This window comes from Gemmatimonadota bacterium (assembly GCA_026387915.1).
Taxonomy (GTDB): domain Bacteria; phylum Gemmatimonadota; class Gemmatimonadetes; order Gemmatimonadales; family Gemmatimonadaceae; genus Fen-1231.
On record JAPLKS010000018.1, the window covers coordinates 14,516 to 40,756 of the forward strand.

The window sequence follows — 26,241 nt, forward strand, 5'->3', positions numbered from 1 at the left end:
CTCGAAATCTAACCCTTTTGGGCTGCAGATGCGGGCGGTTTTGAGGGATCCGAACAGGCAGACCGGTTGCCTCGCGCCCTCCGCGTGTCGAGGTTTCCGTGCGGCGCGGGCAGTTCGCACTGCGATGACCCCTCAGGAGCACTTGTGAGCACTCTCGAACAGCACTTTGCCCCCTTTCGGGCCAACACGATCGGCCAGGACCAAACGTTCCTCTCGCCCTATGGTGAGCAACGCATTGTCTACGCCGATTGGACCGCCAGCGGCCGTCTGTACCGTCCCATCGAAACGGCGCTCGTCGAGCGCTTTGGCCCGTTTGTAGGGAACACTCACTCGGAGTCATCGGTCACGGGGTCGGCGATGACGCTCGCGTATCACGAGGCGCATCACATGTTGCGCGCGCATGTCAATGCGTCCTCCGATGATCTCATCATCGCATGCGGCTCTGGGATGACGTCGGCCGTCAACAAACTGCAGCGCATTCTCGGGCTCAAGGCACCGCAGGGACTGCGCCAGTACATCAACATTCCCGAGCGCGATCGCCCAGTGGTGTTCGTCACGCACCTGGAACATCACTCCAACCACACGTCGTGGTACGAGACGCTCGCCGACGTTGTGGTAGTGCCACCGGACGACGCGGGCGTGGTGAGCCTGGCCTCGCTCGAGGCGCAACTGCACGAGTATCGCGACCGCGCGGTGAAGATTGGTGCCTTCTCTGCCTGCTCCAACGTGACGGGCGTGTTCACGCCGTATCACGCGATGGCCAAGCTCATGCATCGCGCCGGCGGAATCGCGCTCATCGATTTTGCGGCCTCGGCACCATACGTGACCATGGACATGCATCCCGCGGATCCCGAAGAGCGCCTCGACGCCGTGCTGTTTTCGCCGCACAAATTTCTTGGCGGGCCTGGATCATCGGGTGTCATGGTGTTCAATCGCTCGCTCTACAAGAACACGGTGCCCGACGATGCCGGCGGTGGGACCGTGCTGTGGACGAATCCATGGGGGCAGTACGCATTTATTGAAGACATCCAAGCGCGTGAAGATGCCGGCACGCCGGCGTTCTTGCAGACCATCAAGGCCGCGCTCGCCGTCCAAGTGAAGAATGCGATGACCGTCGAGGCCATGGGTGAGCGTGAAGCACAGATCGTGCCGTATGCCATGGACGCGCTCGCGAAAATCCCTGGTGTCCATCTGCTCGCGCCCGCCGGTCGCCATCGGCTCGCCATGCTCTCGTTCTGGGTGGAAGACATTCACTACAACCTGATGGTGCGCTTGTTGAATGATCGTTTCGGTGTGCAGGCGCGCGGCGGGTGCTCGTGCGCCGGTACCTACGGCCATTACTTGCTGCACGTGGATCCATCACGGTCCAAGGCGATCACCGACCGCATTGACCGCGGCGATCTCTCCGAAAAGCCAGGGTGGGTACGGCTGTCGTTCCATCCGTCTACGACCATGGCGGATATCGATCACGCCATCAACGCGGTATCAGAATGTGTGACGCACGTCACACAATGGGCGAAGGACTACGTGTACTCGAACGTGACGAACGAGTATGCTCATGTGCGCGGCGATGCCGCGCTCAGGGCACGCGTGCACGACTGGTTCAAACTATCGGTGTAGTCGATGGAACGAATTCGCAAACGCGGCGTCTAATCGTCAACGTATTCGCCACGAGGATGTTCATGGTCTGCCGTTGCAACTCGACGTTCCCCCGCCTGGCCGCACTATCGGTTCTCACCCTCGCGGCCTGCAGCAGCAGCGCGATCAACGCACCCGCGACAGGCGACGGTCTCAGTACCGTCGCAACCGTTGCCGTGAATGCCGTAGCGCCCGTTGACGTCACGGTGCCGGTGTTGCCCGCCGTTCCGTTTCGCTACGCGGATGCCGCAATCGCGTTGCCATTCCACTTTACGGCGCCCAATGGCCCGCCAGGGAGCGTGGCGGCCACCGACAATACGCCCGCCAGTAATCGTGTGACCGACGCGGGCGCCACGCTCGGGCGCGTGCTCTTCTACGACAAGCGCCTGTCGGTCAACAATCAGGTCGCGTGCGCGTCGTGCCACGTGCAAGCGCGTGCGTTCGGCGACAGCGCGCGACTCAGCCGTGGTTTCGCCGGGGGCTTCACCCATCGGCACTCGATGGCGCTCGCCAATGCGCGATACTATCAGCCCGGCCGCTTCTTCTGGGACGAGCGCGCGAGCAGTCTCGAAGTGCAGGTCCTGATGCCCATTCAAGATGCCACCGAAATGGGAATGACCTTGCCAGTGTTGCAATCCAAACTCGCGGCCACCACGTTCTATGCGCCGCTCTTTCGCGCGGCCTTTGGCACTACGGACGTCACGAGTGACCGCATCAGCCGAGCGCTCGCACAGTTCGTGCGCTCGCTGAGCTCGTACCGCGCCAAATACGATCAAGCCTTCGTCGGCAATGCGCCGCCGAACTTTGCCGCGGTTTTTGCGGCGCAAGAGCTACAGGGCCAACAGTTGTTTGTCGGCCGAGCGGGATGCGCGCGCTGCCATCGGACCGATGCGCAGGTGAGCAACACCGTCCACAACAACGGACTCGACGCCGTCCTCTCCGACACCGGCGCTGGCGGCGGCCGATTCAAGTCGCCCAGTCTCCGGAACATCGCGGTGCGAGCCCCCTACATGCACGACGGGCGGTTCACCACGCTCCGCCAAGTGGTGGAACACTACAACAGCGGCATTCAGGGCAGTCCCAATCTGGACCGCGTGCTACGTGGCCCCAACGGCCAGCCGCAGCGGTTAAATTTGACCAGTGCCGAGTTGGACGCGCTGGTGGCTTACCTTGGGACGCTCACGGATGCAAGTTTGCTGACCGACCCAAAGTTCTCGAGTCCATTCCCAAGGCCCTAGGGCCGCGGAGGCCCTACGAACTCCACCACGCCAGCGCGCCGATGGTCGCAACACTACACCGTCGTCGCGCTCTGCTTTGCGGCCATCTTCATCTCGTATCTCGACCGAACCAACATTTCGGTCGCCTCCATCGCGATGAAAGAGCAGTTTGGGTGGACGGAGACCACGAAGGGCCTCGTGCTGTCGTCGTTCTTTATTGGCTACCTCCTGCTCCAGGTGGTGAGCGGCCTTCTCGCCAACAAGTACGGCGGTCGCGTGGTGCTGGGTGTGGCGGTGATCGCGTGGTCGCTCTTCACGGTGCTAACGCCACCGGCCGCACTCTGGTCCCTCGGCACGCTCATCGCCGCGCGCATCGCACTCGGCTTGGGTGAAGCGGCGGTCTTTCCCGGCACGGTCAACATGATTGGCCGGTGGGTGCCCACGCAGGGGCGCACGCGCGCCATGGCATTTGCAACCAGCGGCATCTCGATGGGGACGCTCATCGCGCTCCCGCTCACGGCCTATCTGGTGCGCTCGTACGGATGGCCGATGCCCTTCTACCTGTTCGGCGCGCTTGGCTTGGTGTGGGCCATTCTCTGGTTTGTCTTCGTCGGAGAAGGACGCGGCGTGGAGGATGCGAAACCGCTCGCGGGTCGTGCCGTGCCGTGGCGCACCATCATGCGGACGCCGGCGGTGTGGGCGATCATCGTCAATCACTTTTGCCATAACTGGACGCTCTACGTGCTTCTGGCGTGGCTCCCGAGTTATTTCAAAGCCACCTTCGGTGTGTCGCTTGCCAATGCCGGCCTGCTCTCGGCAGCGCCATGGCTCGTGTCGTTCGTGATGAGTATCGTGATCGGTTTTGTGGCTGACGCGATGCTCGCACGTGGCTACAGTGCGACTTTCGTGCGCAAACTGCTGCAAGTCATTGGATCCGTGGGTGCAGCGGCTTTCATGCTGTTGCTGCACACGGCCCCCAGCGCAGCCATCGCGGCGGCTGTGATGTGCGGCGTCACCGGCATGCTGGCGTTCTGCTTTGCCGGCTTTGCGGTGAACTCGTTCGACATCGCCCCGCGCTATGCCGACGTGATCTGGGGCATCAGCAACACCTTCGCCACTATTCCTGGAATCATCGGCGTATATGTCACCGGATGGCTCGTCGATCGTACCGGTGGCTACGCCGCGCCATTTCTCGTGACGGCGGGGCTCGCCTTTACCGGCGGACTCGTGTACTTGGCCATCGGTTCTGGAGAGAAAAAGATCGACTGACGACAAAGTCGCTGCGCGTTTCCCCAACCCCCCGGGGCTTTATGTCGTATCGCATGTTGTGCTGTATCGTCTGGCTCGCCGCCTGTGGCAAGCACACGGGTGCCATTGATGGTCCCACCGTCGTCAGAAACGTCCCGTGGTCCGACAACGCGTGGACGCAACCGGTTCCGAGCTGGGGCTCGCCGGTGCGGCTGGGCCTGCCCGTTCCGCTCGGCAACATTGTCCTCGGACCGTCGGGTGGATTTGGCGCATTCGGTGCGCACGAAGGCGGGCATGTCGAAGGGCTCAATCACGTCTGGATTCCGATCACTCCGGGCACCGTTGTTCGCAGCTGGGCCGCCGGCAAGGTCACCAAGATCGAAGACATGGGCGACCGGGGGCTCGGCAACGGCGTGCACGAATACTTCGTGACCATCGACTACGGGCAAGGACTCGTCGGGAAGCATCTCGATGTTAGCCAGTCGCTCGTCAAACTCGGCGACACCGTCAAGGAAGGTGATCCGGTCGGCAATGCGCCCAGCGCCGAGTTTATGCTCATCGATGACAATCGCACCGACGGCGAACGCACGGGTGGCACGCCAACCACGGGTGGCTCGTATGTGTCACCCTTCGACTATCTGCGTGAGGATGTGAAAGCGTCGCTCATCGCTCGGCACATTGCGGAGCAGGTGGAGCCCTACTTCAAGGCTGGGAAAGTCGCAGGCAACCACCGTCCGTGGGAGCCGTTCCTCACGAACAAAATGTTGAACCATCCAGATCACCTCGGTACGATCGTGGGCGAGTGGCTCCTCACCAACAAGGGGTGGAGTTCCATCGATCCACTCTACTACGAAGTGATGACCATTCACGACGTCACCAACGCATACGGTTCATTTCAGCGGATGGAGCTCGAGGATCACGACTGGTCTGTTCCTGGCAACAAGCGTGGCGCCGACGCCACCTGGCAGCGCGGCACGGAACCAGGCACGGTGATCGTGTCAATTCAGGGCAGTGCGCCGTGGTATGGTCGCTACACCGTGGACGACACGGGAAGCCGCGCCAAGCTGACCATTGAATGGCAGCATGCAGCGTATCCCACCGCCATCACCGCAAATGCCGCCGTCTACTCCGCCCGGACCACCGCCTATTTGCAGGCCGATGCACAAGCGCTCGGCGTGATCAAGTAAAAGCGCCGCCGTCGCACAACAGCGACGGCGGCGCAAAAACTCCTGCTACGATCAGGCGATTAGGGCGCGCCGAGTTTTTTGCGCGTGAACGGCCGCACGAACGCCGCCGGCGGAGTGTGCGCCGTGGCAAGGTCGTACGCCTTCTGATATAGCTCCTTGGCCTTCGCCGCATCACCCTGCTTTTCGTACGTCATGCCGAGCAGGGTGTTCATAAAGGGATCGTTGGCGTTCCCCTGCATCGCGATGGTCTTGGTGAGTTCCGTCTGTGCGACCGCGAGATTGTTGGTATAGAGCGCCACGTAGCCGACGAGATACGGATAGAAGCGCTCCTGCTGCGCGGCCATGGCTGGATCGGCGTCGAGAATCTTACGCGCCGCCGCCACCTGCTTTTGCGCTTCGGCCGCATTGCCCGCACGCGCCGCGAGGCGGGCCAGTGCGTGCGTCAGGCGGAAGTCCCAGAGCGACTTGGGGTGCGAGCGCGGCTCCGGCTCTTTGAGTCCGAGTTCCGATCCACGGCGGTAGTATTTGTCTGCCGTCTTGAGGTCGCCAGCGTCGATGCACACGCGCGCGGCTTCGTTAGCCATCTCGCCCTGCTGATAAAACGCGTTCTGCGGCTCCGCCTGTTCGCGCGTGAGCCAATACGCGATCACCATTTCCTCGTACTTCACGGTGTTCGCGCAGTCGCCGTCAAAGGCGTACGACATGGCCATCGCGCGTTGTGCGGCGGATTTCGCCAGGGGATCCGGCGCGCTCTCGATGAGTTTTTGGAAGAGCTCGCGGGCTTTGGCCGTTTGTCCTTCCGTGTCGAGGCGCGACGCTTCGCGCAGGCTGTCGGAGCGCGGCGTACGCGGCGCGCCCTGTGCCGTAGCGACGTTGGCGTGCAGCACGACGGTGGCGAGGGCCACTGCGCCCAGGATACGGCGGGTCCAGTTACGTGTCGTCATCACATTCTCCGTTAGATGCTACTGATAAAACATTTCACAGACCGTCGGTGAGCGCCAGTCGGCTTCCCGGAGGCACCGCGTGCTTGAGCTCCGCCACCGTCGGCGGCTTCTTGAAAAATAATCCGAGCGACACCCCACCCACTTCCATCGCACTCAATTTCTCGACACCCGACACCTCGAGCTGACGCGCGGCGGCCGCGCCAAACACCAACGGTGGCGTGAACGTGCCGACTTTCGGCAACGCGCCGCGTGCAAAGGCAACGACCGTCGCACCACGCCCCGTCAGATTGATCACATTGCGCACCTCAACTTCGATCACCATGCCGCATAGCCCAGTTAGTGGTTCGGTCTCCGAAGCCGCCTGCCGTAACAGAACGTTACTCGGTAGAGCTACGCATAGGCGCCGAGACCCTAATTCTACTATACTTCAGAGATGCGCCGCGCGCGCGAATCACGAGTGACGGGCCTGCCGACCTGCTTACACCATTGGCCCCCATTCTCGACCCCCGGAATCCATGACCGAACAGCACACGGCGCCAAACGCCACGAGCATCGCGGACAGCGCGGATTGGCGCTCCATCGTGGCCCGTTATGCCACCCCCGATTCGCTCCGGTCCATCCGGCAACTGGCCATCACACTAGTACTACTCTTCGCGTCGCTCTGGTTTGCGGCGTGGCTCATTCCGGTCGCGCCGTGGGCGAGCGTGCTGATGTTGCTCCCGATTGCCGGCTTTCAGATTCGTACCTTCATCATCATGCACGATTGTGGTCACGGCAGCTTTTCGTCCTGGCCGCGCGTCAACGACGCCATTGGTTTTATCACCGGTGTGTTGACCTTCACGCCCTACGCCCAGTGGCGTCGCGAACATGCGCTTCACCACGCCTCGTCGGGCGATCTTGACCGCCGTGGTTATGGCGACGTCACCACGTTGACCTGCGCCGAATACCGAGCACTCTCGCGCTTCGGCCGTTTCAAGTACCGGGCCTACCGCAGTCCGTTCGTCCTCTTTGGTGTGGGCCCGTTGCACATGATGGTGCTCCAGCGCTTTCGCGCGCCGGGTGTCGCCACCGGTAAGAAGCAGTTGTGGAACGTCTGGATGACTAACATCGCGATGGCCGGCCTCGCCGCCATTGGGATCGTCGCGTTCGGCTGGAAGCCGGTGGTGCTCCTCTACCTCCCCGCGTTCTACCTCGCGGGCGCCGCCGGCATTTGGCTCTTCTATGTCCAACACCAGTTCGAAGACGCCTACTGGGAACGCCACAAGGCATGGGACTACGCCACGGCGGCAGTGATGGGCAGTTCGTATCTGCGCCTTCCCGCCGTGCTCAACTGGTTCACGGGAAACATCGGCTTGCATCACGTGCACCATCTCGGGCCGAAAATTCCGAACTATCGTCTCAAAAAAGCCCACGAAGAAAACGCCATCTTCCACGAAGCGCCGGTGCTCACGTTGCGCACTGCGTTCCGGTCGCTGCGCCTCACGCTGTGGGACGAGCAGACGGGCCGCATGGTGGGCTTCCGGGAGCTGCGGCATATGCCGCGCGCGGGGTAACAGCACCATGGCCGTTCGCATTTTTGTCACTGGCGGTACGTTCGATAAAGAATACAACGAACTGGCCGGCGCGCTGGCGTTCAATCGGAGTCACGTCGAAGACGTGCTCGAACGCGGCCGCTGCAAGCTCGATGTGGCCATCGACGTTCTGATGATGATCGACAGCCTCGATATGACCCCCGCCGACCGCCAGAAAATTGTCGCGGCCTGCGCATCGTGCGCCGAGCCCCGCATCGTCATCACGCACGGTACCGACACCATGGTCGAAACGGCCACGGCGATTGCCGCCGCGGTCACCGACAAAACTGTCGTCCTCACCGGCGCGATGGTCCCCTTTGCCTTTGGCAGCTCCGACGGACTCTTCAACCTCGGCAGCGCCCTCTCCTTTGTGCAGGCGCTCCCCGTGGGCGTGTACATCGCCATGAATGGTCGCTGCTTTGCGTGGAACAACGTGCGCAAGAATCGCGACGCCGGCGTCTTTGAAGCATTGAACTAACCACACCAACAACACCAACAACACCAACAGCATCAACGGAGAAGGGGAGGAAGTCCGCGTGTCGGACTTCCTCCCCTTCATCTTTCCGATGCAGCGTTACTTCGCTTCGGGCAGCCCCGCCGCCTTCCGCTTCGCATTGAAGCCCGCAAGTCCGGTCGTCTTGAGCGCCGTCCACTTGGCCATCACCTCGGCGCCCTGCTTCCGCGAACGATCCACCGTCGCCAGCGCACGGTCCGTAGGTGCCACATCGGCACCCTGCATCGCCATCGCCGCCGACATCATCGCATTGCTCGCGGCTTCAAGCGTCACCGAGCTACCACCGGCACCGCCACCCCGACGCCCACCACCACCGCGACGACCACCGCCACGCTGCGGTGCCGGAGCGAGCGAATCAATCTTGGCCTTGAACGCCTCGGCATCAGCGCCCGTCAGCTTTTCAACCTTTGCCGACAGTGCGCGCGCCTCAGCACTGGCCGCGTGCGCTGCCGTTGCCGCATCCCACAATCCGCGCGAAAGTTGCGCGATCTGCGCGAGCGCCACCGCAGGAGTTTTCACACGCGGGTCGAGCTTGAGCGTCAACGGCTGCGTGTAGCTCTTGCCGTCCACCGTCAGGCGCACTGTATAGTTGCCCGCCGGCGCCCACGGCGCATTCACATCGTCGTACGTGGCGTGCGGAACCGCACCCACGGCGCCTTCGTCACCATTGTCTTCGATGTCCGCAACGGGCAGCGGATCAAAGTGCAGATCCCAGCTGAACCGGTGCATCCCAGCCTTCGCCGAGAGCGTGATCGGCTTGGCGGGCCAATAGAGCGGGAGTCCGCAGAACGTTGCGGTGGGACGCTGCTGACAGATCTTGTCGTACGCCGCCATGTCGTTGGCGGGATGTACGGCGAGTACTGGGTCCTTGGTCGAGTAGTCGCGCACAACCTTGCCGCTGCCGTCAAGAATCTCGAGTAGCACATCGCCGCTCGCATCGGCGGGCAGATAATAATCGAGAATCGCGCCCGGCATTGGATTTTCGCCGGCGGGAAGTTCGGGCGGCCACGGGGTGGCGTCGTTGGTGCCATGACGCACACGCACCGCGACCACCGGCTTCACGAGATACGCGCGCTTGGCCGCACTCGCCGCACGGATGGCCGCCGCCTGACGCAACGGCGTGACGTCATCCAAAATCCAGAACCCACGGCCGTGCGTGCCGGCAATGAGATCGGAGCAGAGGCAGCTACTGTCGTCCTTCACCTGTAAATCACGCACGGAAATCGCCGGCATGTCGTTACGCAGCGACTGCCAGTGATCGCCATCGTCAAAGCTCACCCACACCTGAATATCGGTGGCGGCGTAGAGCAGCCCCTTCTGCCGCGGATCTTCACGAATGGAGTTCGCCACCGATCCACCAGCGATGCCGCTGTTGATTTCGGTCCACGTCTTACCGCCGTCATGGGTGCGGAAAAAATGCGGATTCCAGTCATCGATGCGCATCGAGTTGGCGGCAGCGTACGCCGTCTGCGTGTCGAAGTGGCCGGCCTCAATGTTGAAAATGCGCGTCCACGCCTTGATGGCCGCAGGCGTCACGTTCTGCCACGAGGTGCCGCCGTTCGTCGTCACCTGAATGAACCCATCATCGGTGCCGGCCCACAACACATTGAGATCCTTCGGCGACGGCGAGAGCGCCGTAATCGCGCCCAGCGGACTGGGCGTCACGGTGCTCGCGTACTTACCAGCGCTCGCCGGTGCTTCCCAGGTTTGGCGCGCCAAGTCGCCACTGATGCGCGTCCAGCTCTTGGCGTGATCCACCGACTTCCACACCACGTTCGACGCGTAGAACAACACGTCGGGCTTTACCGGCGACCACTGAATGGGCATCGTGCGCACGTTGCGGCCAAAGTTCTCGCCATTCGGCCCCTTCACGCTGAGATCCGGTCCCACCTGCGTCGTCTGCGCGGTCTTGCGATTGTACAGCGACACATTGGTGCGCGCGCTTGCATACACGAGATCCGGATCCTTCGGATCAGACGCTGCCACGCCGTATTCCTGAATGTTCACCGGATGCCAGTCGTGGAAGGTGATCTGTCCATCCATTGACCGGCTGGCCACGCAGGCTGATCCCGAGTCCTGCTGACCACCGCACACGCGATACGGAAAATCGTTATCGGTGGAAACGTGGTACATCGCCGCCGTCGGCTGATTGTACCAGTTGCTCCAGCTGAGGCCGCGGTTCGCCGACACCACGCCCCCCTGATCGGACACCGCCAAAATGATGTCGGGATTATTCGGGTTGATCCAGTTCTTTTGATAGTCATCGCCGCCGGGAGCACCGCGCACCGCTGACCAGTTCACGCCGGCATCCTCGGTGCGCCACATTACCGTCGACGAGCTATAGACCACGTTCTCGTGCTTCGGGTCTACCACGATCGTTGGAAGATCGCCGCCGCCAATACGTGAAAGCGGACGAGCATCCGGCACACGCGTTGAACCCGCGGCAGTCACAGCGAGCTGCCAGTGTTCACCAGCATCACTCGACTTGTAGAACGCTACCGGCCCCGACGCTCCAGTCGCCGTGGCCGACGCGACCATCGCGTAGAGCACCTTCGCATTGCTCGGCGCCAGCGCGATGTTCGCCTGCAGTACCGTCGGCAATCCCTGCGTCAGCGGCTTCCACGTGGTGCCACCATCGGTGGACTTATAGATGCCATTGCCGCCGCCACCAAAACCGCCGCCTTCCCAGAACGCCTGCTGCTGCTGCCAGAGCGTCGCGTACACCACGTTCGGATCATTTGGGTCGATACGCACATCATTCGCGCTCGTGTACTCGTCGCGATACAGCACTTTCTGAAACGTCTTGCCACCGTCCAGCGAGCGGAACAACCCACGCTCGGCGCTTGGACCATAGGGGTGGCCAAGCGCGGCGACAAAGAGACGGTTCGGATCCTTCGGGTCCACGTCGATCATCGCGATCATCTGCGTGTCGAATAGCCCGAGGTGCGTCCACGTTTTTCCCGCATCAATGGACTTGTAGATGCCATTGCCCGTGGCGAGGTCTGGGCGAATGATCCCCGCGCCCGTCCCCACGTAAATGATGTTCGGATTAGACGGGGCGACGGCAATGGCGCCAATAGAGCCCGTGGATTCCTTGTCGAATAACGGCACCCAGGTGGAGCCGTAGTCGGTGGTGCGCCACACCCCGCCATTATCAAAGCCGATGTAGAACGTATTCGGCTGGCTCGGCACGCCAGACAGCGCACGGGCACGCCCGGCACGCGTGGGGCCGATCTGGCGCCAATGCATCGCGGCGCCTGGGTCAGCCGACTGCGCGGAGGAAAGGACGGGAAGCGTCGCAGTGGCGACGAGGGTCATCAGGAACAGCGAGCGTGGAATGCGCACGGAAGTGCCTCGTGACGGAACGCGGGTGGGATGCGTCGTCTGCAACGCGACGGCTGATCGGCAACTGCCATGGAGTATGCAGTGCCGACGCCCATTCTGCCACGCATCCCGGCAAAGCTAGAAAAAGAAGAAGGTCTGCCCGCCGCCGTTCAGCGCATCCAGCCGCGGATTGACGATGCTGTTGAGAATGGAGCCAAAGGTGTAGGACAGCCCCACAAAGCCGCCGTACGAGAACGTCGTGGCCAGCGAGCGCTGCGACGTGAGGATCTCCGCTGGCGTGAGCCCGCCGGCCGCGATGTACAGCTGGTCGTGCACAATCGAGGCTGTGCCAAAGAAGTTGAGCGAGAGTCCACGCGCAATTCGGATGTTCGTGCTCAAAAAGGCACTCGCATTCTGTTTGGACAGGTCGTGCAGGTACTGTGAAAAGCTCAGCGATGCATTAAACGAGCCCCACGGCTCCTTCACCTGCGATGCCAGAATCACCTGATGGAGCGGCCGAGTCTCCTTCATTTTGTCGAAGATGGTGGCCTCTTGATACCGGTACGTCGCGCCGCCGATGGCATAGAGCGCCACCAGCTGGTGTTGGGACGCTTGCTTCCACGGAAAGAAGTTGTACTCCGCCGAGCCCACGACCTTGGCGTACAGATCTTGATTGTTGAACTCGGAGTGCCCAAAGCTTCCCGTGCCGCCCACCGACCAGTGGTCGGTGAGGCTCTTGGCCACGCGCGACGTACCACCCCAAGAGCGAAGAATGAACGAACTCGACGTGCCGTCATCGTACGTATAGTGCGATTCCCGGTAACTGCCGTTGAGGCTGAAGCTGAACTTGAGCGCCTCGGTCACTCGGCGCGCCGACGTCGAATACGACACGCTCCGCCGCGTGCTCTGCGACTCTCCGCCAAACGAGCCATTTCCGCTCACGTCAAAAATCCACGAGTCCCAGGGATCTCGCATCGGTGAATTGACCGCGCCGTTCGCCGGCGCCTCGAATTCCACCCGGAGCTGCTTCGCGGCGGCCGTGGTGGCCACAAAACGCACAAGCCCGAGCTTGAACACGCGCACCATCTCACGCCGGATGTTGTCTTCCGTGGCGTCGGTGGAAATCGACGTCGTGAGCGTATCGACGCGTCCGGCAAACGCGCGCAGGCCAATGAACTGCATCGTCACCTGCTGGCCGCCGCCACCATTCATGAGCCCGGTAGACAGCAGGTGCACGTCGGCATCGTTGCGGTCGCGCGTGAAACTGACAAAGGCGATTTCCCGAAAAAAGAAATCGCGATCACACATCACATTCGGACAGTCCACGTACACTCGGAGGAGTGGTGAAGGAGCACTCAACGAGGGCGTAGCCTGCGCGGTGACGGTGCGAACGGGCGCCGAGCACAGCACGGCGAAGAACAGCGAAACAAAGAGCTGGCGCACGTTCGGAGGGGAGAGAGAGGCGAACTCCGAAGCCTAGACAGTGGTGCGCCTGTTGCAAGAGCTGGGCAACCCTTATCCAGACAACTGTATCTCGCTCTTAGACACTTTCTTCCGCCGAATCGTTGCCGCAGTCAGCCCACGCGCGCTGGCCTCAGAGCCCGAGTCGCTGCTGGGCCGCTCCGACCGCATCCCGAAGCCGCACGACGTCAGCCTCGCTGTTGTACATATAGAACGACGCCCGCGTCGTCGCCGGCATCCCCATTTTCCGCATCAACGGCTGCGCGCAGTGATGTCCCGCCCGCACGCAAATGTTCTGCGCGTCAAGAATCTGCGAAAGATCGTGGGGGTGCACGCCGTCCACTACGAAGCTCACCACTCCGTTCGACCGCTGCGCCGAGGTGGGCCCGAGCACTTGAACACCCGCGAGCTCGCCGAGCGCCGTCGCTGCACTACGTCCGAGCGCCGTCTCGTGCGCGTGAATGGCGTCCATACCCACCGATTCCAAATATCCAACCGCCGCACCAAGCCCAACGGCACCTTCCACATTCGGCGTGCCAGCCTCGAACTTGTGCGGGATCACATTCCACGTGGTCCGCTCGTCACCGACGAGCGAAATCATGTCGCCCCCAAACTGGTACGGTGGCATTTTCTCGAGAATCGCGCGCCGCACCACGAGCCCGCCAATCCCCATCGGGCCGAGCATCTTGTGCCCGCTAAACGCATACGCGTCCACGCCGAGCGCGTCGATGCCTACGGACAGATGCGGGACCGCCTGCGCCCCATCGCACACTACCAGCGCTCCCACCTTTCGCGCCAGCGCGGAAATCGCCGCTACATCGTTCATCACGCCGAGCGCATTGCTCACGTGCCCGAACGCCACGACTTTGGTGCGGTCGTTGATCAGCGATGCGAGATGCGCGAGATCGAGCGCCGTGCCATCAGCCGTGAGTTCCGCAATGCAAAACTCCGCGCCAACGGCCAGGGCGAGCTGCTGCCACGGCACAAAGTTCGCGTGGTGCTCCATGCGTGTCACCACAATTCGGTCACCCGCCACCACGTTCGCACGGCCCCACGCCGTGGCCAGCAGATTGAGTGATTCGGTGGTGCCACGCGTGAAAATCAACGTGTCGGCATCCGCCACACCGAGAAAGCGCGCGACCTGCGCCCGGGCGTTGTGGTACGCCTCGGTGGCCAGTCCGCTCAGTCGGTACGCGCCACGGTGCGGGTTGGCGTTCGCGTCATCGTAATACGCGCGGATCGCATCAACCACCACCCGAGGCTTCTGGCTCGTTGCCGCGGAATCCAGATACACCAGCTCCGGATGCTTCGCCAACAACGGAAAATCCGACCGCGGTACCAGCCCCATCCCTGCCTCCGTAACGCCGTTACCCCTCGTGGGGCTCCGTGCTCAGTTTTCCTTCGCCCGTCTCGAGTGCGCTCTTCATGGCGTGCCACGCCAGGCTCGCACACTTCACCCGCAACGGAAACCGGAAGACGCCGCCGAACGCTTTCAGGCGCCCCATACTCGCGCCATCCGTCTTGCCAGTGATCAGGTCGTGAAAATCATCGAACAACTTCTCGGCTTCCGCCTTGGTCTTGCCCTTGATCGCTGCGGTCATCAACGACGCGCTCGCCTTGGAAATCGAGCACCCCTGTCCCTGAAAACTCACGTCCTCGAGCGTGTCACCGTTGAGCTTCACCCACACCGTCACTTGATCGCCGCACATCGGGTTCACTCCGTCCGCGTGGCCGGTGCTCGACTCCATCGCGCGAAAATTCTGCGGCCGACGGTTCTGGTCGAGGATAATGCTCTGGTACAGTTCGTCGAGTTCGGCGCTCATCGCTACTCCTGTACGGGGCTCACAAAGTGCGCAAAGACCGCCGCTTCCAGTTCGAGGCGCAACGTGTCCAGCTCAATCGTCTCCAGCACTTCGGCCGCAAAGGCATAGGTCAGCAGCGCGCGCGCGTTATCGGCGCCGATGCCGCGACTCTTCATATAGAACAGCCCAACCTGATCGAGCTTGCCCACCGTGGCGCCGTGCGTGCACTTCACGTCGTCAGCAAAGATCTCCAGCTGCGGCTTGGTGTCCACGCGCGCGCCCTCGCTCAGCAGCAACGCATGGTTGGTCTGCTTGCCGTCGGTCTTCTGCGCTTCGGGATCCACGTACACCTTGCCATTGAACACGCCGTGGCTCGAGCCGTCGAGAATGCCTTTGTACAGTTCACGACTCGCGCAGTTCGGGGCAATGTGCTCCACAAACGTCTGGTGATCGGCGTGCTGCGTGCCATCCACCAAGTACAAGCCGTTGAGCTTGGCCTCCGCGCCAGGCCCGAGCATGCGCGTATAAACATTCGTACGGCTCAGCGCGGCCCCTTCAGCAAAGCTGAAGGAGTGGTACACCGAATCGCGTCCCTGTGTCACCTGCACGGTGCCCACATGGAACGCCTCGGTGCTCTCCCGTTGCACCTTGTAATGATCGACGCGCGCGCCATCTCCCACTTCAATCTCGGCGACGGCATTCGTGAGGTACTGCGGCGTGCCCACGCTCACATACGTCTCAATAACCGCCATCTGCGCCTGTTCGCCCGCCACCACGAGGAGTCGCGGATACACGGCGCCGCCCGCGGCCTGCGTATCGCACACATGCACGATATGAATCGGCACGGGAATCACCGCACCCTTGGGCACGTGAATCACCACACCATCCGTGGCGAAGGCCGTGTTCATCGCCGTGAACGTCTGATCCTCGTACGACGCGAGCTTGCCGAGCCGCTCCGCGACAAACTCCGGACGCGTCTTGATCATCTCGGCGAGCGTCGTCACCGTGACGCCTGCTGGCAGACCGTCCATATGGGAAAATTGCTTTTCGAATCGTCCGTTCACGAACACCAGCCGGTGCCACGAGGCGTCACCGCCGGCCAGTGCGGTAATGTCGTTCGCCGAGTGGGCGCTGGCGCCGGGCTTGACCGCTTTGAACGTGCGCTCAGCAATCGGCGTCACGCTCGTGAAGTGCCAGTCCTCGTTGCGCGTGGTCGGAAAGCCCAGCGCGCTAAAGCGATCAAAGGCCGCGCGGCGTAGTTCCGGCAACCACCCATTCGCCGCCGGTGCGGCCGTGGTCGCAAAGGCATCCGCGTACGAAGTCACGCGGCCCCCGTGATCCAATCGTACCCTTTGGCCTCGAGCTCCAATGCCAGTTCCTTGCCACCGCTCTTCACAATTTTGCCGGCGCTCAGCACGTGCACGAAGTCCGGAATGATATAGTTGAGCAGCCGCTGATAGTGCGTCACCACAATCGTCGCATTGTCCGGACGCTTCAGCTTGTTCACGCCCTCAGCCACGATGCGCAGCGCATCGATGTCGAGGCCGCTGTCGGTTTCGTCGAGAATTGCGAGCTTGGGCGCGAGCACCGCCATCTGCAGAATCTCATTGCGCTTCTTCTCGCCACCCGAGAATCCGGCGTTCACCGAACGGTGCAGCATGGCTTCGTCCATCTCCACGATCTTGAGCTTCTCGGTCATCAGGTCGAGAAAATCCATCGGGTCCACTTCCTCTTCCCCGTTGGCACGACGCACTTCGTTGTACGCCGAGCGCAGGAAGTAGGCGTTGGTCACGCCCGGAATTTCCACGGGATATTGGAAGGCGAGGAACACGCCCTTCTGCGCGCGCACTTCCGCGTCCATGTCGAGCAGGTCTTCGCCGAGGTAGGTCACGGAGCCGCTGGTGACCTCGTAGCCCGGGTGCCCCGCAATGACCTGCGCGAGCGTGCTCTTGCCGCTCCCGTTGGGGCCCATAATCGCATGCACTTCGCCCGGCTTGACGGTGAGCGAGATGCCCTTGAGGATTTCTTTGTCGCCAACGTTGGCGTGGAGGTTGTCGATTTTCAGCATAGTGGTGTTTCCGGTATGTATGCGGCGCGGCATCCCAAATGGCGAAACGCGCGGATAGTGCGAGGTGAACGACGGTAAACGACGGTGAACGCGTAACGGGACGAGCGGACCTACCCGACCGATCCTTCGAGCGTGATGCCCAGCAACTGCTGCGCTTCGAGTGCAAATTCCATGGGCAGCTCCTTGAACACCTCACGGCAGAATCCGCTCACGATCAGCGAAATCGCCTGCTCCGTGCTCAAGCCGCGCGCCTTACAGTAGAAGATCTGATCTTCGCCAATCTTGGACGTGCTCGCTTCGTGCTCGAGCGTCGCCGTGTTGTTGGCCACTTCGATATATGGAAAGGTGTGGGCGCCGCACTTGTTGCCGACGAGCATCGAGTCGCACTGGGTATAGTTGCGCGCGTTCTCGGCCTTGGGGAGCACCTTCACCTGTCCGCGGTACGAGTTCTGTCCCTCGCCCGCCGAAATCCCCTTGGAGATAATCGTGCTCTTGGTGTTCTTCCCCACGTGGATCATCTTGGTGCCCGTATCGGCCTGCTGCTTGTTGGCCACCACCGCCACCGAGTAGAACTCGCCGACGGAGTTATCGCCCTGCAGAATGACACTCGGGTACTTCCAGGTGATGGCCGAGCCCGTCTCTACCTGCGTCCATGAGATCTTGGCGTTGGTCATCGCCTTGCCGCGCTTGGTGACGAAGTTGTAAATGCCCCCCACGCCGTCCTTGTCGCCAGCATACCAGTTCTGCACCGTGCTGTACTTCACGCTCGCGTTGTCGAGCGCGATGATCTCCACCACGGCGGCGTGCAACTGGTTCTCGTCACGCTTGGGCGCCGTGCAGCCTTCCAGATAGCTGACGCTCGCGCCTTCGTCGGCCACAATCAGCGTGCGCTCGAACTGCCCCGTCTCGGCCGCATTGATGCGGAAATACGTGGAGAGTTCGATGGGGCACTTCACGCCTTTCGGCACATAGCAGAACGAACCGTCGCTGAAGACTGCGGAGTTGAGCGCGGCAAAGAAGTTGTCGCTGTACGGCACCACAGACCCGAGGAACCGCTGCACCAGCTCCGGGTGATTGTGCACCGCTTCGCTGAAGGAGCAGAAGATCACGCCGTGCTTGGAGAGTTCTTCCTTCATGGTGGTGCCCACCGAGACGGAATCGAAAATCGCGTCCACCGCGACGCCCGACATCCGCTTCTGTTCGTTGAGCGAGATGCCCAGCTTGGCGTACACCTGGAGGAGTTCCGGATCCACTTCGTCGAGCGACTGGAGTGGCTTCACGCTCTTGGGCGCCGAGTAGTAGCGGAGGTTCTGGTAGTCCACGGGCTTGTACTTGAGGTTCGCCCAGTGCGGCTCCGTCATGGTCTGCCAGCGGCGGAAGGCCTTGAGGCGCCACTCGAGCAGCCACGCCGGCTCATTCTTTTTGGAGCTAATGAGGCGAACCACATCCTCGTTGACGCCCTTGGGGATGGTGTCGGCGTCGATGTCCGACACGAATCCGTAGGCGTATTCCTTGTTGACCAGCGACTCAATCGAGGCGCTCATAGCGGCTCCTGGTGAACGGGCAGCGAACGGGCTGTGTATTCACAGCTCGAACAGCCGGTGGCAATGTGTTGATGACGTTCGATGGTGACGCCGAGGACGTCGGAGATGAAGGCGGCTTCGGCGGAACAGACTTCGGGGAACTGCGTGGCGATTTCCTTGACCACGCAGTTGTGCTCGCGAATGCGGACGTTGCCGGCCGCTTCGTCCGACTCGGCCATGTAGCCCTGCTGGGAGAGCAGGGCGGCGAGGGCACGGGCACGGGCAGGGAGGGGGAGCGACGCGAGGGCAGGCATCGCCTCGGCGGCGATCGTTTCCCACCGTTTTCGGAAAATGCGCACCACGCCTTCGGCGCCCTGCTCGGCGCGCACAACAGTGAGCGCGTCGGCGAGCGGGTTGGCATAGGAGCGCGGAAAGAGCTCTTCGGCTTTAGCGGTGAGGGAGTACGCGTATACCGGGCCGCCCACGCCACGTACTTCGCGGCGATAGCGGACGAGTCCCGTGTCTTCCATTTCCTTGAGAATGCGGCGAAGCGCATTGGCGGTGACGCCAAAACGCTGACCGAGTTCTTTGGCCGTTAGGGGCTGTTCTTTTCGCAGCGCAACGAGGAGATCATTGCGCATCCCCTTGAAGCCCGCGAGAGAAAAAGTGGACGCTTCCATTCCCGAAAAGTAGTCGTCTTTTCCTATTCGTCAACAAAAGTGTGTCCAGATTATTCTTGCTCGGAATAACGTGCCGCAGCGGCGATAAACGAAAACATATGTTTGTAATAGTGAGATAAGTGCAATGAATTTACCAGTTGTAGCGGCTTTCTAATGTCGCCTGTCACGCTTTTAGTCGGTCGGCAACCCACCTTTCCCCTCGGAAGAATAGGCCGTCAAAGAGGGGGTACAGTGTGGCACAGTTCCTGCCGATACTTATCGATGAAGGCATGCCTCTCGACGAAGTCAAAACATCGAGTTGGCGAGCCCACAATACGGCGCGCTCGGGTGGGGGCGCGTGTGCTGGAGACGAGGGGCAACCCTCGGCTTCGCTGGCGCCGCGGTGAGAGATCACCGCGGCGCACGTCTTTAACCGGGCTAAACGGTTGCGATGCCACCGCCCACCACGCATTCTGTTCTCTTCTCACACAGGTGCGGGGGCCGCGTCGATGTTCTTCCTGAAGGAACTGTGGCTCCCCATGCTCCTCTCTGCCGCGCTCTGCTCCATCATCTCGGCCCTGGCCTGGACCGTGATGCCGCACCATCGCTTTGCCTGGAAGCGCCTTCCCACCGAGCCAGACGTCCTCGACGCGCTCCGCAAGGACCTGCCGCCTCCGGGGCTCTACGCATTTCCCTACGCAGCCAACCGCGAACTCGACCGTGCGGACGTTAAAGTCGCCTTCGAAAAAGGGCCGGTGGGATTCCTCGCCATCGCCAATCGCCGACGGCCGAACCAGCCGGCCATGATGCTCGCCACGGTGCTCTACTTCTCCGTGACCTCCGTTGCCATTGGCTACATCGCCTGGCTCGCCGCGCCGGGATCCAAACTGGGCGTGCCGACCATACAGACCGCGCGCATCGTGTTCTCCGTGGCGTTGCTCACGTACGCGGCGAGTTCGTTGCCAGACAGTATCTGGTTCGGACGCCCTTGGCGCGCATTCTTTGCGCAACTGCTCGACGCTACGCTCCACGCCGCCGCCACCGCCTTCCTGTTCGCGACGCTCTGGCCGTCGTAACCGGCGTGCCGTGTAGCAGCCGCACACGCGCTTCCCATTTGGCGCTCGCCACACGGGATGCGGGGACGCGCCTTCGGCGATAAGTTCGCTCCGTACCCTCTGCGGAGTTTTCGAAAATGATGTCCCGTGTCCGGACGGCGTGCGCGCTGGCCTTCGTGGTGCTCGCCGCCACGCTGTCGGCCCAAAGCGCGATGGTGCCCGACTCCAACTACACCTTCCATCGCAGCATGGTCACCATGCGCGATGGCGTCAAACTCAACACCGTCTGGTTCGTACCCAAGAAGCAAACGGGCCCGTTGCCGATTCTCTTTGTGCGCACGCCGTACGGCGTGCCGGGGCCGAACTTCTGGCCGAGCAAAGCGTACGCCGAACTGCACGCCGATGGTTACATCTTTGCCGAGCAGGACATCCGCGGCAAATACGAAAGCGAAGGCACCTTCGTCATGCAGCGCCCTCCGCGCCTCATCGACGCCGGCGGTAAAGCGGCGATCGACGAGAGCACCGACGCCTACGATTCCATTGACTGGTTGCTCAAGGGAATCCCCGCCAACAACGGCCGCGTGGGGATGATGGGCGTCTCGTATCCGGGCTGGACTGCGGCCATGGCGATGCTCGATCCGCATCCGGCGCTCAAGGCGGTGAGCCCGCAGGCTTCACCGAGCGACATGTGGCTAGGCGACGACTTTCACCACAACGGCGCCTTCCGCCTTAGCTACGGCTTTGAATATGCCTTTATGGTCGAGAACTCCAAGGGCGGCTCACAGTTCGAGTTCGAGAACTACGACACCTACGACTGGTATCTCAAACTCGGCGCGCTCTCCAACATCCAGAGCAAGTATCTCAAAGGCAAACATCTCCCCACGTGGGACGATTTTCAGCAGCATCCCAACTACGACGAGTTTTGGCAGCGTCAGGCGATGAAGTCGTACCTCACGCGCGTCAATGTCCCCACGCTGAACGTGGCAGGATGGTGGGACCAGGAAGATTTCTACGGCCCGGTCACCATCTACCGTGAACTCGAAAAGCACGACAACAAATCGCTGAACTCGATGGTCGTCGGCCCCTGGCGTCACGGCTCATGGCGCGGCGGCGCTGGCGACAAACTCGGCAACGTGAGCTTCACCTCCGCCACGGGCGAATACTTCCGCGCCAAAATCGAAGCACCCTTCTTTGCCAAATATCTCAAAGACAAAGCCGTGCCCGCCCCTGCGGAAGCAACGGTGTTTGAGAGCGGGAGTAATGTCTGGCGCACCTTCACCGCATGGCCGCCCAAAGAAGCGGTCACGAAGTCGCTGTACTTCAACGCCAACGGCGCACTCACCTTCACCGCGCCAAGTGCGGCGGCGAATGCCTTTGACGAATACGTGAGTGACCCCGCGCATCCGGTGCCGTATCGTCATCGGCCGATTGAGCCGACGTACTACCCCAAGGGCAGTGGATGGGGCGTCTGGCTCCTCGAAGATCAACGCTTCGCGAGCGATCGCCCCGATGTGCTGCATTGGGAAACGCCGGTGCTCACCGAAGACGTGACCGTGGCGGGCGACATCACCGCCAAGTTGTTCGTGAGCACGACGGGGCAGGACGCCGACTTTGTGGTAAAGCTCATTGACGTCTATCCCGAAGACAACAAGCCCGACTTCAAGATGGGCGGCTGGCAACTGATGGTGGCCAACGATGTGTTCCGCGCGCGCTTCCGCGAATCATTCGAAAAGCCCAAGCCATTGGTGCCGGGGCAGGTGACCCCGATTACGATCGACCTGCACACGCAGAGCTACAAGTTCCAGAAGGGGCACCGCATCATGGTGCAGGTACAGAGCAGCTGGTTCCCGATCATCGACCGCAATCCGCAAACGTGGATGCCGAATATTTTTGAGGCCAAGGACAGCGACTACCAAAAGCAGACGCATCGCGTCTGGCGTACCGCTGGCACGGCGAGCCGCGTGGAGATTGCGACGGTGCCATAGATGAGTCGTCCGCGCTCGCGATAACGCGAACGCGCGCACGGGCGGTGCACAAAAAAGCGCGGCGGCCTGCACAGGGCCTCCGCGCTTTTTGTGAGTTGTTCTCTACAGCTGTTCGCGCGTGTCGACGTTGCGCAGAATGCCGGGGTCGCGCACCGCGACCTCCACCACACGATCGCCGTAGCTGCGCACCACCGCGCGTGCGCCACCGTCGGCCACCGTCAGCAACTCGCGCCACGTGTCGCGATGCGCGAAGAGCGGATGGCCGCGCTTGCCGTCGAACGTCGGTACCACGAATGGTGCGCCGGTGCGTTTGGCAGCATCAATAATCACCAGCACGGTTTGCAACGATGGAAACGGATGATCCACTGGCCAAATGAGTGCGCCAACCGTCGGCTTACTCACCAACGCGGTGAGTCCAAGTCGCACGCTCACAATCTGCTCGGACTTGGGGTTCGCATTGCGCACGATGGTGAGCCCACGCGTCACCTCGTCCGTTTCCTTTGTGCCCTCGCGCGGCGGAAGCACGGCAACGATCGGCTGTGCGCTCGCATCGCGCGCGGTCTCGGCGATCACTTCGAGAAAAGTGCGCCCCGTGTGTAGCTCGGCGAACGCCTTTGGCTCACCAAAGCGTGTGCCAGCGCCGGCCCCGACGATGACCACCGCAACGGGAAAGGCGGACGAACTCGTCATGCGCCGAACGACTGCATCGCGCGCCGGAGGAGCGCCTGCGCCTGCCACACCTTGTAGCCGTTATTCGAGAGCGGCTCCGCGTCGTACATCGCGCGCTCGGCGAGCGCGTCAATGCTGTCGCCATCCAACCCACCGCTCGCCACATCTTCGGCGATGCTGGAGTTCACCTCGTACGGGCCCGCCGCCACGCCGCCGAGCACGAGGCGCACATTGCCGTCGGTACGCTTATGCGCGGCGAGCGAGACAAGGGCAAAGTCCCAGGCGCCGCGCTGCATCAGCTTCTCGTAGTACTGCGTGCCGCCCGCACTCGCGGCCGGTAGTTCCACCGCGGCAATCACCTCGCCGTGCGCGAGCGTGGTTTCCTGTTCGCGGTTTTCGTGTGCACCGGCGTACAGCTGCGACATTGAGATGGTGCGGCTTGCGCCATGGGCGCCAGCAATCTCAACAGTCGCGTCGAGCGCGGCGAGCGCCACGGCCGGATCGCTGGGATGCACCGCGTGACAGGGGCCGCGTCCAAAGATGGCGTGATACTGATTCTCGCCCTTCCAAGCGAGGCATTCCGCGCCGCCGTGCTTCCAGCACGGAAGATTGCGGCGAAAATACCAGCAGCGAATGCGTTGGCCGAGGTTGCCGCCGATGGTGCCCATGTTGCGGAGCTGTGGCGTGCCAACGCTCGTGGCCGCTTGCGCGAGCGCGGCGAACTGTTCGGCGATCACCGGATGCGCGGCAATCTCCGCGAGGCGTGCGGTGGCGCCGATGCGCACCGATCCGTCGGCGCGCACGGTGATGTCGCGCGCGCCCGGAATGCGGCGCAGATCCACCAGCTCGCTCGGCGCGGCAATGCGCTCTTTGATGGTGACCAAGAGATCGGTGCCGCCGCCCAATGGCGCGGCGTCCTGCGCGACGAGCGCGGCGGTGGCCTCGTCGAGCGAGGCAGGGCGGAGATAGTGGAAGCCGGTCATTGTATAGGAAGGTGTCACGATTCGCGCCGTTGGGGTAGCTTGGAAGCGAGTGAATATTCCTTGCATGCTGCGTCCACGACGCTGGATTCTCTGGACCGTCCTTGTGGCGGGGTGTTCGCGTGCGCCGTCGCGGACGGCGGGTGTCGCGGATTCCACGGCGCATCCGCGCGAGGCGGTTCCCGCTGGGGCAAACGGGGCGTCCGCGCCGACCGTGCTTCCTGCAGGTACAGACCCGACGCCATCTCGCCCTGCCACGCCCGCTTGGCAGGCGCCGCCGCCAACGCTCTCTCCACTTGCTGACACGATTGCGAGCTATCTGGTGTTCGCGCCCGTTGGTGAGCAGTGGTTTGTGACTGCGGTGCGCAACAAGAAACTGCTGATGGACATCGGGCGCGTGGATACCGAAGTGCGCCGCGACTCGTCGCGCGCGACAGCGTACCGCGAGGCGGTCGCGCGCCGTTCCATAGTGCCGCTCGGCACGACCGTGACGCTCCGCACCGTAGTCGGCGCCGAAGAGGTGAGGGCAACGGCCGTCTCGACGTGGAACTCGCGGATTGTGTTGGTGCTCGAGGGGTCGGCGGCGTTGGATTCGTTGGTGCGCGCCACTCCCGCGCTCGTGGCATTGGCGCACGTGCAGTTGGCCGAAGGTGTGGTGGCGAGCAATGTGCTCAGTCGGCCACCCGGATCGCTGCCGGCTCCGGCGGTGGGTGGTGGTCGTGCTGGGGGCGCGGTTCCTGCGACGGGCAGCCGTCCAGCGACGAGTGCGAGCGGCGCGGCTTCTGCCGTGGACAGCTGCGATCGCACGGCGCCGCTTCCAGCGGAACTCACGCCGCGGCTCACCGTGTTGCGCGACTCACTCGATCACGCGATTCGCACCGGCACGCTCTCGCCGTACGAGCGGCTGCGCAAAGGGATGAACACGCGGGTGTCGCAGGTGCGTGGTTGCTTTGGTGGCGCGCGCCGGCTGGCCATGCTCGTGAGTGTGCGGGCGGGCGACGTGGAATGGTCGCGTGAGCGGCTCGTGCTCGTGGACACACTCGGCAAAGCCACGTCGCTCCGGATAAGCGATTACCGGTTCCGTGCGCACGAACTGCTCGTGGCGTTCGACGCCAATGGGGATGCGGTGGACGATGTGGCGGTGCGCTCCACCACACAGCGCGCCGGCGGCACGTCCGTGCTCGCCGTGGACGTGAAGGGCCGGCGCGCGACGCGACTCAGCGTCGGGTTTGTCTGGGAAGACTTCTGATGCCATGAGCGGTGCGACGCCAAGCGCCGCACCGCTCATCGTAACATCGCAGAGTCTTACTTGGCCGGCTTCAGCGTAAAGACGATGTAGTCGCCGATGCTGCGTTCGCTGCGGCCGTCGGCTTTATCGAGATCGTCAACTGGGATAAAGCTCACCACCTGCACCACTTTTCCTTTGAGGCGCTGCTTGGCGCGCTCAGCGGTTCCCATTCGGTAATCGCTGTGGAATGAGCCGTTGACGTGTAGCACCAGTGCGCGCGGCGGCGCGGCGGCAAAGGCGCGCGCAATAGACTCGCCCATGGTTTCGTCCTTGACGCACTGCGCTTCGTACACGCGCTGGAGCATCGCTTTTTTGGCGGAGTCGGAGAGTTGCGGCCCTCCGGGGCCGTGGCCGCTCATGTCGCCCATGGTGGCGGAAAAGCGATCGAAGTAGCCGTCGTGCGGGCAGTTGTTGTTCTGCGCGACGTAGGTGCGTTCGGCCGCGTTCATGGTATCGAGCACGGCGAGCCCCGCGCGGGCCACCGCGCTCGCATCACGGCGCGGCACGTTGCCGGCAATCACCGGCCACTTATAGAGGCGCGCGAACTCCACCATCGGTCGGTAGTCTGTGTCGTAGCGCGGCCACGGGCGGCTGACGGCGAGGAAGTTCTTTTCTGAGAGCTTTCCAGCCAGGTAGTCGTCGAGCGGCCGTTGGGCGTCGCGCTCAAACATCTCGAGGGCGAGCACAATGTTTCCGCGTCGCCGAGTGAGCCCTTCGAGTGTGGCAGCCTCGAGGCGGTGCGTGATGGGATCGTCGTGCTGTTCGCCGAGGAAGACGACGTCGGCGTACATGAGGTCGGCGACCATCGACTCGAAGTCGGTGAACCTCTTGTTGCGCGTGTCGTAGACGCGGTGCGGGACGTAGGTGGCCTGCACCGAGTCCACGGCCGGCTTGGTCGGAGCTGGGACGGTGAGCGGTTGCTGGAATGCGACGGCCACCAGGAGAGCGCTGAGATTGGCTAGCATAGAAAGGTTGATATTCTAAGTTTTATTTAGCATACTTCATCAAGAAGCAGCTGCGGGGAGGTCCGGAACATGAATTTCCGGGTGAGCTGTAAAATGTTACCGTTATATAAAAATAGCTGTTCAAATCATTATAACCGTGGCGT

The 26,241-nt window shown here is 62.4% G+C and carries 22 protein-coding genes; 9 read left to right on the forward strand and 13 right to left on the reverse strand.

What is annotated here, in order from left to right; genetic code table 11:
- Positions 1-144: 144 nt before the first annotated feature.
- From NTZ43_12015 to NTZ43_12030, 4 genes are all read left to right on the forward strand, one after another.
- Positions 145-1,620, forward strand: coding sequence for an aminotransferase class V-fold PLP-dependent enzyme (locus NTZ43_12015; protein ID MCX5767935.1), 1,476 nt, complete (start codon positions 145-147; stop codon positions 1,618-1,620).
- Positions 1,621-1,682: 62 nt separating this feature from the next.
- The gene (locus NTZ43_12020; GenBank protein MCX5767936.1) at positions 1,683-2,876 is read left to right on the forward strand and encodes a c-type cytochrome; all 1,194 of its coding nucleotides are present in this window, start codon (positions 1,683-1,685) and stop codon (positions 2,874-2,876) included.
- 84 nt (positions 2,877-2,960) lie between these two features.
- The gene (locus NTZ43_12025) at positions 2,961-4,124 is read left to right on the forward strand and encodes an ACS family MFS transporter (protein MCX5767937.1); all 1,164 of its coding nucleotides are present in this window, start codon (positions 2,961-2,963) and stop codon (positions 4,122-4,124) included.
- Positions 4,125-4,165: 41 nt separating this feature from the next.
- Positions 4,166-5,290, forward strand: coding sequence for a M23 family metallopeptidase (locus NTZ43_12030; protein MCX5767938.1), 1,125 nt, complete (start codon positions 4,166-4,168; stop codon positions 5,288-5,290).
- Positions 5,291-5,349: 59 nt separating this feature from the next.
- Here the strand turns inward: NTZ43_12030 and NTZ43_12035 are convergent, their stop codons facing one another.
- Together NTZ43_12035 and NTZ43_12040 are read right to left on the reverse strand one after the other, a co-directional pair.
- On the reverse strand, positions 5,350-6,234 hold the full coding sequence (locus tag NTZ43_12035; GenBank protein ID MCX5767939.1) for a tetratricopeptide repeat protein: 885 nt from the start codon (positions 6,232-6,234) through the stop codon (positions 5,350-5,352).
- 34 nt (positions 6,235-6,268) lie between these two features.
- Positions 6,269-6,556, reverse strand: a complete 288-nt coding sequence (locus tag NTZ43_12040) for a hypothetical protein (GenBank protein MCX5767940.1) — start codon at positions 6,554-6,556, stop codon at positions 6,269-6,271.
- Between the two features lie 193 nt (positions 6,557-6,749).
- On the opposite strand from NTZ43_12040, the gene NTZ43_12045 reads away from it, so the two are divergent.
- Complete coding sequence (locus NTZ43_12045; GenBank protein ID MCX5767941.1) at positions 6,750-7,787, forward strand: fatty acid desaturase; 1,038 nt, start codon at positions 6,750-6,752, stop codon at positions 7,785-7,787.
- A 7-nt stretch (positions 7,788-7,794) separates the two neighbouring features.
- The gene (locus tag NTZ43_12050) at positions 7,795-8,283 is read left to right on the forward strand and encodes an asparaginase domain-containing protein (GenBank protein ID MCX5767942.1); all 489 of its coding nucleotides are present in this window, start codon (positions 7,795-7,797) and stop codon (positions 8,281-8,283) included.
- Positions 8,284-8,379: 96 nt separating this feature from the next.
- On the opposite strand, the gene NTZ43_12055 is transcribed toward NTZ43_12050, so the two are convergent.
- The 8 genes from NTZ43_12055 to NTZ43_12090 all read right to left on the reverse strand — a co-directional run bounded on the left by NTZ43_12055 (position 8,380) and on the right by NTZ43_12090 (position 19,177).
- Positions 8,380-11,664 carry a glycoside hydrolase gene (locus NTZ43_12055; GenBank protein ID MCX5767943.1) on the reverse strand — a complete coding sequence of 1,095 codons (3,285 nt, stop codon included), beginning with the start codon at positions 11,662-11,664 and terminating at the stop codon, positions 8,380-8,382.
- Positions 11,665-11,781: 117 nt separating this feature from the next.
- A complete protein-coding gene (locus tag NTZ43_12060; GenBank protein ID MCX5767944.1) occupies positions 11,782-13,086 on the reverse strand; it encodes a hypothetical protein in 1,305 nt (434 codons plus the stop codon).
- A 151-nt stretch (positions 13,087-13,237) separates the two neighbouring features.
- Entirely contained in the window at positions 13,238-14,452 is a 1,215-nt protein-coding gene (locus tag NTZ43_12065; GenBank protein ID MCX5767945.1) for a SufS family cysteine desulfurase, read from the reverse strand.
- A 19-nt stretch (positions 14,453-14,471) separates the two neighbouring features.
- On the reverse strand, positions 14,472-14,927 hold the full coding sequence (locus tag NTZ43_12070) for an SUF system NifU family Fe-S cluster assembly protein (protein MCX5767946.1): 456 nt from the start codon (positions 14,925-14,927) through the stop codon (positions 14,472-14,474).
- Positions 14,928-14,929: 2 nt separating this feature from the next.
- Positions 14,930-16,231: a Fe-S cluster assembly protein SufD gene (gene sufD / locus NTZ43_12075; GenBank protein MCX5767947.1), complete on the reverse strand. Its 1,302-nt coding sequence runs from the start codon at positions 16,229-16,231 to the stop codon at positions 14,930-14,932.
- Complete coding sequence (gene sufC / locus NTZ43_12080) at positions 16,228-16,974, reverse strand: Fe-S cluster assembly ATPase SufC (GenBank protein ID MCX5767948.1); 747 nt, start codon at positions 16,972-16,974, stop codon at positions 16,228-16,230. Before sufC ends, sufD begins: the two co-directional genes overlap by 4 nt.
- 110 nt (positions 16,975-17,084) lie before the next feature.
- Positions 17,085-18,518 (reverse strand): Fe-S cluster assembly protein SufB, encoded by a 1,434-nt coding sequence (gene sufB, locus NTZ43_12085; GenBank protein MCX5767949.1) that lies wholly within the window; start codon positions 18,516-18,518, stop codon positions 17,085-17,087.
- Entirely contained in the window at positions 18,515-19,177 is a 663-nt protein-coding gene (locus NTZ43_12090; GenBank protein MCX5767950.1) for a MarR family transcriptional regulator, read from the reverse strand. Before NTZ43_12090 ends, sufB begins: the two co-directional genes overlap by 4 nt.
- Positions 19,178-19,665: 488 nt before the next feature.
- On the opposite strand from NTZ43_12090, the gene NTZ43_12095 reads away from it, so the two are divergent.
- Together NTZ43_12095 and NTZ43_12100 are read left to right on the forward strand one after the other, a co-directional pair.
- The gene (locus tag NTZ43_12095) at positions 19,666-20,232 is read left to right on the forward strand and encodes a hypothetical protein (GenBank protein ID MCX5767951.1); all 567 of its coding nucleotides are present in this window, start codon (positions 19,666-19,668) and stop codon (positions 20,230-20,232) included.
- A 116-nt stretch (positions 20,233-20,348) separates the two neighbouring features.
- A complete protein-coding gene (locus NTZ43_12100; protein ID MCX5767952.1) occupies positions 20,349-22,196 on the forward strand; it encodes a CocE/NonD family hydrolase in 1,848 nt (615 codons plus the stop codon).
- Between the two features lie 102 nt (positions 22,197-22,298).
- Here NTZ43_12100 and NTZ43_12105 read toward each other — a convergent pair whose 3' ends face one another.
- Positions 22,299-22,886, reverse strand: a complete 588-nt coding sequence (locus NTZ43_12105; protein ID MCX5767953.1) for a nucleotidyltransferase family protein — start codon at positions 22,884-22,886, stop codon at positions 22,299-22,301.
- Positions 22,883-23,848 (reverse strand): xanthine dehydrogenase family protein subunit M, encoded by a 966-nt coding sequence (locus NTZ43_12110; protein ID MCX5767954.1) that lies wholly within the window; start codon positions 23,846-23,848, stop codon positions 22,883-22,885. Before NTZ43_12110 ends, NTZ43_12105 begins: the two co-directional genes overlap by 4 nt.
- Before the next feature lie 64 nt (positions 23,849-23,912).
- On the opposite strand from NTZ43_12110, the gene NTZ43_12115 reads away from it, so the two are divergent.
- Complete coding sequence (locus NTZ43_12115) at positions 23,913-25,094, forward strand: hypothetical protein (GenBank protein ID MCX5767955.1); 1,182 nt, start codon at positions 23,913-23,915, stop codon at positions 25,092-25,094.
- A gap of 56 nt (positions 25,095-25,150) precedes the next feature.
- Here the strand turns inward: NTZ43_12115 and NTZ43_12120 are convergent, their stop codons facing one another.
- The gene (locus NTZ43_12120; GenBank protein MCX5767956.1) at positions 25,151-26,098 is read right to left on the reverse strand and encodes a ChaN family lipoprotein; all 948 of its coding nucleotides are present in this window, start codon (positions 26,096-26,098) and stop codon (positions 25,151-25,153) included.
- Positions 26,099-26,241 lie beyond the last annotated feature (143 nt).

Coding starts and splice junctions, on each gene's coding strand:
- NTZ43_12090 (MCX5767950.1), bottom strand. CDS start 19,177: ATGGAAGCGTCCACTTTTTCTCTCGCGGGCTTCAAGGGGATGCGCAAT.
- NTZ43_12070 (MCX5767946.1), bottom strand. CDS start 14,927: ATGAGCGCCGAACTCGACGAACTGTACCAGAGCATTATCCTCGACCAG.
- sufB (MCX5767949.1), bottom strand. CDS start 18,518: ATGAGCGCCTCGATTGAGTCGCTGGTCAACAAGGAATACGCCTACGGA.
- NTZ43_12065 (MCX5767945.1), bottom strand. CDS start 14,452: ATGGGGCTGGTACCGCGGTCGGATTTTCCGTTGTTGGCGAAGCATCCG.
- NTZ43_12105 (MCX5767953.1), bottom strand. CDS start 22,886: ATGACGAGTTCGTCCGCCTTTCCCGTTGCGGTGGTCATCGTCGGGGCC.
- NTZ43_12100 (MCX5767952.1), top strand. CDS start 20,349: ATGATGTCCCGTGTCCGGACGGCGTGCGCGCTGGCCTTCGTGGTGCTC.
- NTZ43_12045 (MCX5767941.1), top strand. CDS start 6,750: ATGACCGAACAGCACACGGCGCCAAACGCCACGAGCATCGCGGACAGC.
- sufC (MCX5767948.1), bottom strand. CDS start 16,974: ATGCTGAAAATCGACAACCTCCACGCCAACGTTGGCGACAAAGAAATC.
- NTZ43_12120 (MCX5767956.1), bottom strand. CDS start 26,098: ATGCTAGCCAATCTCAGCGCTCTCCTGGTGGCCGTCGCATTCCAGCAA.
- NTZ43_12020 (MCX5767936.1), top strand. CDS start 1,683: ATGGTCTGCCGTTGCAACTCGACGTTCCCCCGCCTGGCCGCACTATCG.
- NTZ43_12115 (MCX5767955.1), top strand. CDS start 23,913: ATGCTGCGTCCACGACGCTGGATTCTCTGGACCGTCCTTGTGGCGGGG.
- NTZ43_12035 (MCX5767939.1), bottom strand. CDS start 6,234: ATGACGACACGTAACTGGACCCGCCGTATCCTGGGCGCAGTGGCCCTC.
- NTZ43_12040 (MCX5767940.1), bottom strand. CDS start 6,556: ATGGTGATCGAAGTTGAGGTGCGCAATGTGATCAATCTGACGGGGCGT.
- NTZ43_12095 (MCX5767951.1), top strand. CDS start 19,666: ATGTTCTTCCTGAAGGAACTGTGGCTCCCCATGCTCCTCTCTGCCGCG.
- NTZ43_12050 (MCX5767942.1), top strand. CDS start 7,795: ATGGCCGTTCGCATTTTTGTCACTGGCGGTACGTTCGATAAAGAATAC.
- NTZ43_12030 (MCX5767938.1), top strand. CDS start 4,166: ATGTCGTATCGCATGTTGTGCTGTATCGTCTGGCTCGCCGCCTGTGGC.
- NTZ43_12110 (MCX5767954.1), bottom strand. CDS start 23,848: ATGACCGGCTTCCACTATCTCCGCCCTGCCTCGCTCGACGAGGCCACC.